This is a genomic window from Pseudomonas sp. Os17 (assembly GCF_001547895.1).
Lineage (GTDB): Bacteria > Pseudomonadota > Gammaproteobacteria > Pseudomonadales > Pseudomonadaceae > Aquipseudomonas.
The window spans coordinates 6,618,673-6,631,772 of the sequence record NZ_AP014627.1; the positions used below are offsets into that span (position 1 = coordinate 6,618,673).

Annotated in this window: 14 protein-coding genes; 3 read left to right on the forward strand and 11 right to left on the reverse strand. The window is 63.6% G+C overall.

The annotated features are described in order from the left end of the window. Position 1: 1 nt before the first annotated feature. Positions 2–745 (forward strand): penicillin-binding protein activator LpoB, encoded by a 744-nt coding sequence (locus tag POS17_RS29400; protein WP_060841667.1) that lies wholly within the window; start codon positions 2–4, stop codon positions 743–745. 59 nt (positions 746–804) lie between these two features. On the opposite strand, the gene POS17_RS29405 is transcribed toward POS17_RS29400, so the two are convergent. From POS17_RS29405 to POS17_RS29415, 3 genes are all read right to left on the reverse strand, one after another. Next, the gene (locus POS17_RS29405) at positions 805–1,437 is read right to left on the reverse strand and encodes a LysE family transporter (protein ID WP_060841668.1); all 633 of its coding nucleotides are present in this window, start codon (positions 1,435–1,437) and stop codon (positions 805–807) included. A gap of 191 nt (positions 1,438–1,628) precedes the next feature. Next, positions 1,629–2,210, reverse strand: a complete 582-nt coding sequence (locus POS17_RS29410) for a mechanosensitive ion channel family protein (protein WP_025130900.1) — start codon at positions 2,208–2,210, stop codon at positions 1,629–1,631. Further along, positions 2,210–4,120 carry an ATP-binding cassette domain-containing protein gene (locus POS17_RS29415; protein WP_060841669.1) on the reverse strand — a complete coding sequence of 637 codons (1,911 nt, stop codon included), beginning with the start codon at positions 4,118–4,120 and terminating at the stop codon, positions 2,210–2,212. The genes POS17_RS29410 and POS17_RS29415 overlap by 1 nt, the downstream gene beginning before the upstream one ends. Before the next feature lie 50 nt (positions 4,121–4,170). Between POS17_RS29415 and POS17_RS29420 the strand changes: the two genes are divergently transcribed. After that, positions 4,171–4,635: a TIGR02444 family protein gene (locus POS17_RS29420; RefSeq protein WP_060841670.1), complete on the forward strand. Its 465-nt coding sequence runs from the start codon at positions 4,171–4,173 to the stop codon at positions 4,633–4,635. On the opposite strand, the gene POS17_RS31385 is transcribed toward POS17_RS29420, so the two are convergent. Beyond that, positions 4,632–5,678, reverse strand: a complete 1,047-nt coding sequence (locus POS17_RS31385; protein WP_082729941.1) for an AlgP family protein — start codon at positions 5,676–5,678, stop codon at positions 4,632–4,634. The genes POS17_RS29420 and POS17_RS31385 overlap by 4 nt on opposite strands. 193 nt (positions 5,679–5,871) lie before the next feature. Between POS17_RS31385 and POS17_RS29435 the strand changes: the two genes are divergently transcribed. Continuing rightward, complete coding sequence (locus POS17_RS29435; protein ID WP_060841671.1) at positions 5,872–6,537, forward strand: FKBP-type peptidyl-prolyl cis-trans isomerase; 666 nt, start codon at positions 5,872–5,874, stop codon at positions 6,535–6,537. 59 nt (positions 6,538–6,596) lie between these two features. Here the strand turns inward: POS17_RS29435 and POS17_RS29440 are convergent, their stop codons facing one another. The 7 genes from POS17_RS29440 to POS17_RS29470 form a co-directional block, all read right to left on the reverse strand. Further along, a complete protein-coding gene (locus POS17_RS29440; protein ID WP_060841672.1) occupies positions 6,597–7,055 on the reverse strand; it encodes an Rsd/AlgQ family anti-sigma factor in 459 nt (152 codons plus the stop codon). A gap of 209 nt (positions 7,056–7,264) precedes the next feature. Continuing rightward, a complete protein-coding gene (locus POS17_RS29445) occupies positions 7,265–7,786 on the reverse strand; it encodes a disulfide bond formation protein B (RefSeq protein ID WP_060841673.1) in 522 nt (173 codons plus the stop codon). A gap of 166 nt (positions 7,787–7,952) precedes the next feature. After that, positions 7,953–9,191, reverse strand: coding sequence for a heme biosynthesis protein HemY (locus POS17_RS29450; RefSeq protein ID WP_060841674.1), 1,239 nt, complete (start codon positions 9,189–9,191; stop codon positions 7,953–7,955). Then, the gene (locus POS17_RS29455) at positions 9,188–10,327 is read right to left on the reverse strand and encodes a uroporphyrinogen-III C-methyltransferase (protein ID WP_060841675.1); all 1,140 of its coding nucleotides are present in this window, start codon (positions 10,325–10,327) and stop codon (positions 9,188–9,190) included. The genes POS17_RS29450 and POS17_RS29455 overlap by 4 nt, the downstream gene beginning before the upstream one ends. 16 nt (positions 10,328–10,343) lie before the next feature. After that, positions 10,344–11,111, reverse strand: coding sequence for a uroporphyrinogen-III synthase (locus POS17_RS29460; protein WP_060841676.1), 768 nt, complete (start codon positions 11,109–11,111; stop codon positions 10,344–10,346). Beyond that, a complete protein-coding gene (hemC, locus tag POS17_RS29465) occupies positions 11,108–12,049 on the reverse strand; it encodes a hydroxymethylbilane synthase (protein ID WP_060841677.1) in 942 nt (313 codons plus the stop codon). Before hemC ends, POS17_RS29460 begins: the two co-directional genes overlap by 4 nt. Positions 12,050–12,175: 126 nt before the next feature. Continuing rightward, the gene (locus POS17_RS29470; RefSeq protein ID WP_060841678.1) at positions 12,176–12,922 is read right to left on the reverse strand and encodes a LytR/AlgR family response regulator transcription factor; all 747 of its coding nucleotides are present in this window, start codon (positions 12,920–12,922) and stop codon (positions 12,176–12,178) included. Between the last annotated feature and the right edge of the window lie 178 nt (positions 12,923–13,100).

Genomic DNA, 13,100 nt, shown 5'->3' on the forward strand with positions numbered 1-13,100 from the left:
AATGCGTGCATGGATTGGCATCCTGGCCCTGGCCTGTGCGTTCAGCGCGCAGGCGGCCCCGAAAGTCGCAGTCATGGACCTGGCCTACCAGGAACGTGTGCAGGAATACATTCACGTGGTCTCGGCCCAGCAGAGCTACCGCGAGGGCTACTACAGCTCCAGCGGCTCGGCCAGCTACAACGAACTGGAATCGAGCACCAGTTACATCGAGGAAGGCGAACTGCGCAAGTTCACCGGTGATATCAAGGGCGGGATCCTCAAGTCCGGGATGTTCCAGCTGGTGCAGGGCTCGCCCCACACCGACGCGTCCAAGACCAACGTCTACGACATCATCAAGCGCATCAAGGCCGGCAACTTCAAGGGTGCCGACTACGTGCTGTTCGGCACCGTGTCGGACATCGACTTCACCCAGGACATCAACGAGCTGGCCAATACCGACAGCTACTCGGCGGTGCTGGGCCTGACCCTGGTGGCGGATTTCAGCCTGATCAACACCCGCACCTTCGAGATCACCTCGGCGTTCACCGCCATGGGCGAAGGCCAGGACACCAAGCTGGTGAACAGCCGGGACATCCGTGTCTCGCTGAACCGTCCGCGGGTGGTGCGTGAAGTCTCCAAGGCCCTGGGCGAGGACGTCACCCGGCAAATGGCCGAGCAGTTGGGTCGCGGTGGCTACGAGCAACCGGGGCAGGCGCCGATGCGCAACAACCTGCCGCGGGACACTGCCCCCGTGATCCTGCGTTAAGCCGTATGCAAACGAAAAAGGCGACCCGCTGGGTCGCCTTTTTTTGTTCCTGCAAAACCTTAGGTCGCCGCTTTGCGGATGGTCGCCAGAAAGCCCGCGGCACCGAGGAACAGGCCGGCGAAGGTGCGATTCATGCGCCGCTGCTGGACCGGGGTGCGCAACAGGCGCAGGACCTTGGACGCCAGCCCGGTGTAGCCGGCCATGACAATCAGGTCGACCACGATCATGGTGGCGCCGAGGATCAGGTACTGCTTGACCAGGGGCGCATGGGGATCGATGAACTGCGGCAGCACCGCCAGCATGAACACCAGGGCCTTGGGGTTGCTGATGTTCACCAGGAAGCCGCGGAACATCAGGGCCAGGGGCTTGCCGATGGGACGGACCGCGGCGTCATCGCTCAGATCGCTGGGCAGCGCACGCCATTGCTTGACCGCCAGGTACACCAGGTAGGCCACACCGAACCACTTGATGGCATAGAAGGCGGTAGCCGAGGCCGCGAGGATGGCACCGACACCGGCGGCGACAATGGCAATCTGCATGGCCAGGCCCAGCTGCAGGCCCAGGGCGTTCCAGTAACCGCGCCAGAAGCCGTATTGCAGGCCGCAGGACATCGACGCAATCGCGCCGGCTCCCGGAGAAAGACTGATTACCCAACTGGCGGCAAAGAACGCCAGCCATGTCTCAAGCACCATTGCACACCTCGGATCGAATTGGTCGTGACTGCCTAAGCTAATCCTCCGACCCGCGGCTGACTATATTTTTTTCGCCCAAAGCTGATTCACGGCCCTGTAGCCGCTGCCGCAGGCTGCGATAGGTCCGCAGGACCAGGGGCAATAGCTGCGCAGCCGTTCGCAGCCTGCGGCAGCGGCTACGGAGGAAGGGACTACTTTTCGCCAGTTCCTACCGGCAGCACATCGCTGCCGCGCCAGCGACGTACCGAGCGCTGGAAGAACAGGCTGTTGGGCACCTGGACCATGGCGCTGCCGGTACCGGCTTCTTCGGACTCGATCAGGGTGGTGTACAAAAGGTTGATCGCCACTACCCGGCCCTTGACCCCGGGCTTGTCGACGGTGTCCACCAGCTCCACCACGTCGCCCAGGCGGAACGGGCCGACGGTGAAGATCAGGATCGCGCACAGCAGGTTGGAGAGCACGCTCCACATGGCGAAGAACGCCACCGCCGCCACGGCGACGAAGCCGGACAGTGCGGTCCACAACACCGTGGCGGAAACCCCCAGGCGCTCCAGCACGAAGATCACCGCACTGCCCATGATCAGCCAGCGCAAGCCACCGCGCAGGGGCATCAGCAACTGCGGGGGAAACGGGTAACGCTCGCCCAGACGGGTCAGGCCGCGAGCGACAAAGCGCTGGGCCAAGTAGCCCGCCAGGAGAATCAGCAGGATCTGCACGCCCACCCACAGTGGACCGATCCACTGCGCCGGCAACGGCAACTGCAGCGCTTCCATCAGGAGAGCGCCTCCAGCTCCGCCTGCATGCTTTCCAGCAGCTCCAGGGCCTCCATCCAGGCTTCTTCCAGCTCGGACTCACGGGTCTTGAGCTTGGCTTGTTCAGCCAACAGATCCCGCAGCTCATCCTTGCGCGCAGCCTCGTACAGACCGCTGTCGCCCAGGCTGGTCTCGATCCTGGCCAGGCGCTCATGCACCTTGCCCAACTCGGCTTCCAGCTTGTCGGCCTCGCGCTTGTGCGGCGCCAGTTGCTGACGCAACGCCGCGGCGGCCTGGCGCTGGGCCTTCTTGTCGGTCTTGTCCGGGTTGACCGGGGTGTTGCTGACCGGGGCATTGCGCTGGCGGTAATCCACCAGCCAACGGGTGTAGTCGTCCAGGTCGCCGTCGAACTCCTCGACCTTGCCGTCGGCCACCAGGAAGAAGTTGTCCGTGGTGCTCTTGAGCAGATGGCGATCGTGGGACACCACCAATACCGCGCCACTGAACTCTTGCAGGGCCATGGTCAGGGCCAGGCGCATCTCCAGGTCCAGGTGGTTGGTGGGTTCGTCGAGCAGCAACAGGTTCGGCCGCTCCCAGGCGATCAGCGCCAGGGCCAGGCGGGCTTTTTCGCCGCCGGAGAAGTTCAGCACCGGCTCGTCGATCCGGGCGCCACGGAAGTCGAAGCCGCCGAGGAAATCACGCAGGGTCTGCTCGCGCTCGGTGGGGGCCAGGCGCTGCAAGTGCAGCAAGGGGCTGGCCTTGGAATCCAGGGAGTCGAGCTGATGCTGGGCAAAGTAGCCGACCACGGTGTTCTCGCCCCGGGTCAGGCGTCCGGACAACGGCTGGAGTTCGCCGGAGAGGTTCTTGATCAGGGTCGACTTGCCGGCACCATTGGGGCCCAGCAGACCGATCCGCGCGCCCGGGGTCAGTTGCAGTTTGACCTTCTCCAGGATCGTGCGCTCGCCATACCCCAGGCGGGCATCGGAGAGGTCGATCAGCGGGCTGGAAATCTTCGTCGACTCACGGAAGGTGAAGTCGAACGGCGAATCGACGTGGGCCGCCGACAGCTCCTCCATGCGCTCCAGGGCCTTGATCCGGCTCTGGGCCTGACGAGCCTTGGTGGCCTGAGCCTTGAAGCGGGCGATGTAGCTTTCCATATGCGCGCGCTGCGCCTGCTGCTTCTCGTAGGCCTGCTGTTGCTGGGCCAGCCGCTCGGCACGGGCGCGCTCGAAGGCGCTGTAGCCACCGCGATAGAGGGTGATCTTGCGTTGATCGACATGGGCGACGTGATCGACCACGGCATCGAGGAAATCCCGGTCGTGGGAGATCAGCAGCAAGGTGCCGGGGTAACCCTTGAGCCAGTCTTCGAGCCAGATGATGGCGTCGAGGTCCAAGTGGTTGGTCGGTTCGTCGAGCAGCAACAGGTCCGAGGGACACATCAGCGCCTGGGCCAGGTTCAGGCGCATCCGCCAGCCCCCGGAGAAGTCGCCGACCTGGCGGTCCATCTGCTCGTTGGTGAAGCCCAGGCCGGCCAGCAGCTTGCGCGCCCGGGCGTCGGCGGTGTAACCGTCGGCGCTGTCCAACTCGGCATGCAGACGTGCTTGCGCGGCGCCGTCGTGGGCCGCTTCCGCGGCGGCCAGGTCGCGTTGCACCTGGCGCAGGCGCAGGTCGCCGTCGAGCACATAGTCCACCGCCAGGCGCTCGAGGGTATCGACCTCCTGACGCATGTGGGCAATGCGCCAATCGGCGGGCAGGAAGCAGTCACCCGAATCCGGGTGCAGCTCCCCACGCAGCAGGGCGAACAGGCTGGATTTGCCGGCGCCGTTGGCACCGATCAGGCCGGCTTTCTGGCCGGCGTGCAGGGTCAGCTCGGCGTCTTCTAGCAGACGTTGCGGGCCACGCTGTAAAGTCAGGTTCTGAAGTCGAATCATAATGGCGGCGGAGTCTACCAGCTTCGTTCGCAACTGGCGCGAGTAGCACTATGTCCTCTGACCTGTGGAGTTTTTCCCTTAGCACCTATGCCCTTCCCGGCGTGCAGGAGGCCTGCCTGCAACTGCAGGACAGTGGCGCCAATGTCTGCCTGTTGCTCTGTGGCGCCTGGCTTGGCCAGCGAGGCGTCAGTTGCGACGCTCAGCGTTTGCAGCAGTTGCAGGCGCTGGCGGCGCCCTGGCAGCGCGACGTGATTCAACCCTTGCGCGACTTGCGCACCGGCTGGCGCCAGGCGGCCCGCGAGGACAGTGAATTGAGCGCCTTGCGCGAACAGGTCAAGACCCTGGAGCTGGAAGCCGAACGGCAATTGCTGTTGCGCTTGCAGGAGCGGGTACGGCCATGGCCGGACTCTCAGGCAAAGAGCCTGGACGACTGGCTGGAGGGATTGGCGGCCGAAGCCGCCGAACGCAACCGCAACGCGCTGCAGGTGCTGCGCGTCGCGGTGACCGGCGCTTAGGAAACGCTGGAGGGAGTGCCGGCAGCAGCCGGTGCAGGCGCGGCGGCTGGGGTGCTCGCCGGAGCAGCTGAAGACGCCGCGGGTGCCGGAGCGGCAGGTTTGGCCGCAGCAGGCGCAGGTGCAGCCGGCTTGGCCGCTGGAGTTGCGGTTTTGGTGGCGGCTGGCTTGGCGACCGCCGGTTTTTTCGCGGCGGGTTTTGCCGCTGGTTTCGCTGCAGGCTTGGCAGCTGGCTTGGCCGCAGGTTTCGCTGCCGATGCCGCCGCAGGCTTGGCCGCAGTTTTTGCCGGGGCTTTTGCTACCGCAGGTTTAGCGGCAGTTTTGCTCGCTGCCGGTTTGGCAGCAGCGGTTTTGGTGGCTGCTGGCTTGGCTGCAGGCTTGGCGGCTGGTTTAGCGGCCACGGGTTTGGCAGCAGGCTTGGCGGCGGTTTTGGCTGCTGGCTTGGCGGCAGCGGTCTTGGTGGCAACCGGTTTGGCAGCAGCAGGCTTAGCCGCTACGGGCTTGCTCGCCGCAGGTTTGGCGGCGCTGGCGGCAGCAGGTTTTTTCGCAGCGGGTTTGGCTGCTGGCTTGGCAGCGGATTTGGCCGGCGCCTTGGTCGCAGGCTTGGCTGCCGGTTTTTTCGCCACCACGGTGTCCGGCTTGGCATCACGAGTGCTCAATGCCTTGGCAACCGCTTCCTTCACACGACCAACGCCTTGAGCCAATTTCAGGCTTTCCTGGGCATCGCGCTTGAGTTGCAGAATGTAGCTGCGGGTCTGGGCCTGGCGTTCTTTCAATGCGTCCAGCAGGTCTTCGAGTTCCTTGACCGCGGTCTTGGCCTTGGCTTGTGCCTTGGCCTTGCCGGCCGCCGCGGCATCCTGCAATTTGGTGCGCGACTTGTGCAGTTTTTCCTGTGCCTTGCCTCGTTGTTTTTCCAGCTTGGCGAGCAGTTTTTCAGCATCAGCCAAGGCTTGGGAACAAGCGTTTTCCAAATGTTCGAGCAAGCTGCCCGACAACTGTTGGAGCAAATGCAACGGAGTATTTACAGGCTTCTTATTGGCCGACATGGTTTACCTCCTGGCTGACGTGAGTTGCGGCTCATACTAGACCTCTGCTGTTACCGCCGCTAGGGCATGTTGACAGTATCGAAAGCCCGGCGTTGCAGCCGACGGAAAATGTTCTTCGCCACCATCGAAGTTGCTCACCAACCCGCCCTTTGTCGCTGGCATAATCCACCGCTACTCAGGCCGGAGAGTGCCCATGTCGCGTTACCTGTTTTTGTCCTTGAGCCTGTTCTTGCCCCTGGAGCAGGCTGCTGCCGAAGCACCGCCCAACGACGCTCATGATCTTGCCTACAGCCTGGGTGCGAGCCTCGGCGAACGACTGCGCGACGAAGTCCCCGACCTGCAGATCCAGGCGTTGGTGGAGGGATTGAAAGCCGCCTACCAAGGCAAGCCGCTGGCCCTCAAGAGCGAGCGCATCGAGCAGCTCCTGGCCCAGCACGAAGCGCAGATCAGCGAACAGTCGGCCCGGTCGCAGATCGAGACGGCGCTGGAGAACGAACGACGCTTTCTCGATCAGGAAAAAGCCAAGCCCGGCGTGCGCCAGCTGGCTGACGGCATCCTGCTGACCGAGCTGGCACCGGGCAGCGGCAACAAGGCCAGCCCCAACGGTTCGGTCCAGGTGCGCTACACCGGGCGCCTGCCTGACGGCACCGTGTTCGATCAGACACAACAGCCTCAATGGTTTCGCCTGGACAGCGTGATTGCCGGCTGGCGCATCGCCCTGGCCCAGATGCCCACCGGTGCCAGATGGCGGCTGGTGATTCCTTCGGACCAGGCCTATGGCACCGAAGGCGCCGGCGACCTGATCGCGCCCTACACGCCGCTGGTGTTCGATATCGAATTGCTGGGCGTTGCCGGCTGAGTCGCAGAAACAAAAACGGCACGCCTTGGCGTGCCGATTTCTGCTGCTCGAACCTGTATTCAGGCCTGAGCGACCGCGTCCTGCTTGTGGGCGTTGTGCAACACTTCGATCAGGCAATCTTCCAGTTCGAAGCGTTCGTGCAACAGGCCGCCCAGTTCCTTGAACTTCTGCGCCACACACTGACCCGCATCGCACAGATCGTTGAACGCCAGGAGCTTTTCGGTAATCACGTCGATACGCGGATAGAGGGTATCGGCCAGCTCCAGACCGCGCTTGTCGCCAAAGGCCTTGGCTTCGCTGGTCAGCTGTTCGTAGATTTCAAAATGTCCGGCGGAAACATAGTCCACCAGAATCCCGCAGAACTCCTGCAGGGGCTTTTTGCTCTCGCTCAACGCCTCCGGCTCGGCGCCCAGCGCATCATAGGCTCGAACCAGTTCGTGACGCTCCTGCAACCAGCGATCGATCAGCAGATGCACTCCACCCCAGCGTTCCTGAGCATTCTGACAACTTTCGAGCATGGTGATCTCTCTTCCCTTATGGGTCATGCCGTCTGCCCGCCGCCCCCCTTGTTGGAGACTCTGGATCCGGTCGGACACAACAGCATCGAGCAACATAATTCCGGTGACAGGTGCGGGCCAGATTATGCCCGCTCGACAACAGCATCAAGGCACACAGGGGATAAAGTTCATACAAGCGTTTAATCCGCGGCCTGCCACCAAACACTGACTCAGGGCAACGCCTCAACCCTGCGTGCAGCCCGCATCATGCACAGCAGACGATAACCGCTGAAGATCAGCATGATCAGGAAAAACAGCAGGCTCCATTCGGGCAGGCTCATGTCCAGCAGCGTCCAGGTGACCTCGGCGCAATCCGAGGTGCCCCTGAAGGTCAGCTGCAGCGCCTGCCACCAGGACAGCTGGCGCAGCATGAAAGGCATGTCCGGCAGACAGGCCAGGAGTTGCTCGGACGGAATGTTCTGCAACAGCACATGACGCCCGGCGGTGATCACCCCGAGCAGGCCCAGCACCAGGTTGAATCCCCAGTAGAGCGCTCGCCCGACACGCCCCGGCCCTTGCACCACAGCCAGCAGGTTGACCCCGCCGAACATCAGCAGCAACAAGCGCTGCACGCCCCACAACGGGCAGGACTCAAGGCCGCCACCGGTTTGCAGGTTGAATGCCGCCCATGAGGCCAAGGCCCCCGCCAGGAACACCAGGGAGAACAGCACGCGGGAGCCTGCCAGCGACATGAGATATCCGTAACACAAAGAAACAGGCAGCCACGGTAGAGAAAGCGCTCGCGGCTTTCAAGAAGCGCTATGCCGCAGTCAATCGACGAGAGCCAGCGAGCAAGTTCTGCAAACCGGGCAAAAAAAGGCCGGTTGCCCATTACAGGCAACCGGCCCTGACAGCGCTTCAGGCCCGCGCCGGAACCGGCAACGGTGAGGCCAGCAGACGCTCGTCGAGCATGCCCAGGCCCTCCTGGAACAGTTGGTTGCTGCGATCGGTATCGCCCAACTGTGCCAGCAACCGGGCCAGCTCGGCACAGGTTTCAGGATTGCGCTGCAGACGCAGGCTGCTTTCCAGGTAGTCCCGGGCCTTGCCCCACAGGCTGTTCTGCAGGCACAGGCGCCCCAGGGTCAGCAGCAGACCGGGATCGTCAGCATGCTCCTTCAGCCAGTGCTCGGCGGTCTGCAACTGACGGGACGGGTCGCTACCACGCACCAGGCCGTAAAGCCGCGCCAGATGGCTTTCGTATTTGCGCTTGATGGCGGTACGCAGCGCCTCTTCGGCTTCGGCACCGGCCCCCAGCTGACGCAACTGCTCGGCGTAGGCCAGCACCAGTTGCGGCTCCTGACGTTGCGCCGAGGTCAGTTGTTGCCAGGCGCGATTGAGAGACTGCAAGCCCGCCACCTGATCCTCTTCACGACGCGCCGCCAGGCTCAGGTTCTCGCCCCAGGCCCGACGCTCCAGCTCCTGCAACTCGCTGGCCGGCAGCGCCTTGTCCTTGCGCAACTCGGGCAGCAAGCGAATCAGCGCCGACCAGTCGCCACGCTGCTGATGCAAACGCTGCAACTGACGCAACACCTGAACGCTGTGCGGATGACGCTCGTGCATGGCTTGCAGGGTGCTCAGGGCGCCTTCGGTGTCGCCCCGATCGGTCTGCAACTGGGCATGACTCAAGGCCACCGCCAACTCCGCCTGGGGCTGCCGGGTCAGCGCCCGCTCCAGTAACCGGTCGCACTCTTCGTAGTGCCCTTGCTCGTTGGCGGCACGGGCCGCACCGAGGTAGTACAGCAACGGCTGGCGCTCGGCCTCGGCGGCACGGTGCAGGTGCTTTTGCGCGCTGGCCCAGCGACCTTCGGCCAGGTCCATCTGGCCCTGCTCGATGGCGATCTGCACCCGGCGACTGCGGTTGCGGCGCGACCAGGGATTGACCACGCCACCGGAAACCATCACCAGCTCGATCAACAGCTTGATGCCCCAGATCACCAGCCAGATCAGCGCCACCAGGGCCAGGGTCGCCCACAAGCTCGATTCATAACGGAAATTGCTGTAGGCGATCAGCACGTAGCCGGGATGCTCGGCGATGGCCAGCCCCAGCAAGCCGATGGCGGCGATGACCAACAGCACAATCACGTAGGCGCGTTTCATGGGCTGGTCTCCTGGGCGGTGTTCGCCGCAGGCTTGGCCAGAGGCTTGATGGAGTCCTCAGCGTTGAAGTTGCGCCGCTCAAGATAGGCCTGGACCGCGCTCAGGGTCTTGGCCAGGTCTGGAGTGACCACGGTCACCGGCTGCTTGCTCAGTTCGGACAGGCGCTCGAGCATGATCTTGCTCTGCGGATTGTCCTGATTGAAGTTGCCGACCAGCACATCCCGGGCCTCGGTCAGCGCCTGGGTATAAACCGGCGCCTGACCATTCAAGGCCGCCCACTGGGCCTGTTCCAGCGCCAGACTCAGGGCCAGGCGCACCTGAGTCAGGCCCTGCCCCGCCAGCAACGGACGGATGTTCTTGTCGGCATTGAAGTCGATACGGAAGTAGCGGGAGATCTGATCCCACCACTGCGCCCAGCGGCTTGCGCCATCGCCGTCGGCGGTCAGCCCCAGTAATGATTCGCCGCGGTCCTTGAATTCCGGTGCCACCGCACTCAGCTCCAGGACTTGATCGCGCAGGGCGCCCAACTGCAGGAACAGACCGGTGCGATCCGGCTGCTCGGTGCTGCGCAACGCCGCCAGGCTCTTGGCCAACTGCTCGCGTGCAGCGAAAGAGCCCGGGTCGTTCTGCTCACGCAGGATATCGTCGGCGCCCTGGACCAGGGCCTGGGCGCTGCTGATGTCCTGCAGCGCGGACAGACGCAGACTGGCCAGGCGCAACAGGTGTTCGGCTTCCGCCAGGCGCCAGTCCTTGCGGCTGGCCCCCAGCACGGTTTCCAGGCGCTGACTCAGACGCTGCTGATCACCTTGCAGCTGGGCCACGAGACGCCGCCGGTCTTCCAGCTCGTCGGCGGGCGGCAACTGCTCAAGACGCGCACTCAGGCGCTGTTCACTGAGTTTGAAGCTCTGGGCCTGATCCCCCAGGGCCTGCAACTGACTCAGTTGCTGCTGGTGATTGGCTTGCAGGCTGCGCACCTGCCAGATCCCCCAGCCACCGGCCGCGACACCCGCAGCCCCCAGCAGCAGGGCCAGTATCGCCAACCCGTTGCCACGACGCTCAACGGTTGGGGTCGTGGGCTCAGCAGGTGTTTCGGACACCGGCTGGACTTCATCTTTAGGCAAGGCTGTTTCGCTCACGTATCCATCCTTTGCGTTAGAGAACGGGCACGGGTTGCTCCCGTAACGCCGTTAGCAAAGCCGCGGCACTGGCGCCGCGACAATCCACAACTTTTTCCGCCCCGGCGGCACGTGCCATGTCGGCGACCCGGGGGCTTGGAACAAACAACGGTATCCGCGCCAACTGCGGCCAGTCCGCTCCGGCCAGCTGCAGCAAATGGCTGAAACCCTGTCCACTGCTGACCACCAGCCCGTTCAAGCGTTCCCCCGCAATCTTGCGCAACAGCGCATCCTCGGCGTAACGCGGGAGGCACCGGCGGTAGAGTTCCAGATAATCGACACTAGCACCTAGGTCGCGCAAGCGCTCAGAGAGCAGCTCACGACCACCCTCGCCACGCACGATCAGCACCCGGGGATCGGGCCGGCAGATAGCCTCGCGCAATTGGGGAAGGGCAAGCAAGGCTTCACTGTCATCCCCCGCCTGTGGATAGAACACCTGCAAACCGGCGTCCGCAAGGATCTGCCCGGTTCCGGCGCCCACGGTAAACCAGCTCTGGGACGGGGGCTCTGGCCAATAGGCGCGCAGCAGTTTCAGGCCAAGATGGGCCGCCGGCTTGCTGACCACGATCAGCGCACAGTAACGATCCAGTTCAAGCAGGGTTGCGCGTTGCGCGTCAGTGACGGGCAAGGCCTGAATCTCCAGCAACGGCAGGCTGCTGCTGAACACCTGGGCGTCGGCCAGGATCGCTGCCAGTGCAGCACAATCCTCGCTCGGCCGGGTCAGCAGCAGGCGCCAGCCGGTCACTCTTGCTCCGCCTCGCCGTACACCGCGCGCAGGATCTCATCGGCGCCCTGGGCCAGCAGGTCGTCCGCCACTTGCACCCCCAGCTCGCTGGCAGATGCTCTAGGCCCACGGGCTTCGGCGCTGAGCAGCAGGCCGCCGCTAGGCTCGCCCACCAGGCCGCGCAGCCAGATCTGTTCGCCTTCGAGCACCGCGTAACAGGCGATCGGCACCTGACAGCCACCGTTGAGGTGCTTGTTCAGCGCGCGCTCGGCCGTGACCCGGATGGCGGTATCGGCATGATGCAGAGGGGCCAGCAGAGCGTGGATTTCAGTGTCGGCACTGCGACATTCGATGCCGACCGCGCCCTGGCCACCGGCAGGCAGGCTATCGTCGACACTGATGGAGGAGCTGATGCGCTCTTCGAATCCCAGACGGATCAGACCGGCTGCAGCCAGGATGATGGCGTCGTATTCGCCGGCGTCCAGCTTGGCCAGCCGGGTATTGACGTTGCCCCGCAGAAAACGGATCTGCAGGTCGGGGCGACGGGTCAGCAACTGGGCCTGGCGGCGCAGGCTGGAGGTGCCCACGACGCTGCCTGGCGGCAACTGTTCAAGGCTTTCGTAGGTATTGGAGACAAAGGCGTCGCGCGGATCTTCGCGCTCACAGATGCAGAACAGGCCCAGACCTTCGGGGAAGTCCATGGGCACGTCCTTCATCGAGTGCACGGCGATGTCGGCCTGGTTCTCCAGCAGTGCGGTTTCCAGCTCCTTGACGAACAGCCCCTTGCCGCCGATTTTCGACAGGGGCGAGTCCAGCAGTTTGTCACCGCGGCTGACCATGGGCACCAGGGTCACGACAAGGCCCGGATGGGCCTCTTGCAGACGGGCTTTGACGTATTCGGCCTGCCACAAGGCCAGAGCACTTTTGCGGGTAGCGATGCGGATTTCGCGAGAGGACATGGATCAATCCGTACTGAATAGATACGGCAGATAATAACAGCTCAGCCAAAGCAGCTTTGACTTGTATCAGAAACGCAGCGTCCTCCCGACGCCGGGCCTGCCTTGATAAGCGAGCAAACGAGCGCGCTAGAGCTGTTGCATCATCTTGCGCACGCCCGCTACGTGGCGCCGGCTGACGATCAGGGCATCGCCATTGAGCCCCTTGAGGTACAGCTGGAAATGCCCCAGCGGCGTTCGTTGCAGGCGCTCGATCCGCTCGCGGGCCACCAATGCATTGCGGTGAATACGCACAAAGCGATCACCGAATTCGTCTTCCAGGGCCTTCAAGGGTTCGTCCAGAAGCACTTCGCCACTTTCGTGACGCAAGGTCACGTACTTGTGGTCGGCAATGAAATACACCACCTGAGCCAGGGGAATCAGTTCGATACCCTTACGTGTTCGCGCGCTGATGTGGCTACGCGGACCGTTGCCGCTTTCCGCTGCCGGCCGAGTCAGGGCCGCCAGTTGCACACGGTTGGGCTTTTCGGCCGCTTTCAACGCTTCGAGCAACAGCTCGGGGCGCACGGGCTTGACCAGATGGCAGACGCCACTGGCATTGAAGGCCTCAAGGGCGAATTCATCCGGAGCCGCACAAAACACCAGCGCCGGAGGCGTCTCGCGTTCGCACAATTTACCGGCAACCTGCAGCCCATCCAGACCCGGCATGCGGACATCGAGCAATACGATATCCGGCTTCAGGCTGTCGATCAGGCTCAATGCCTCTTCGCCATTGGTGGCGCTGGGCTCCAGGACACTGTACCCCTCAAGCTCACTGACCATCCGGCTCAGGCGCTCGCGGGCTTGGGGTTCGTCATCAACGATCAGGACATTCATATTGCGCTGGATTCCTGCGTGAGTCTCGCACAAGGATAGCGTAGACAGGTGGAGTGACGTCCGTCACCGCGATCCACGCTAAGACTAGTGCGAAGGCCAAAAAGTGCCGCAAGTCGGGCACCAATATTTACCCGTACCTGCCCGATACCGCCCAAGGTCGGTGGCTGCGCGACGGTGC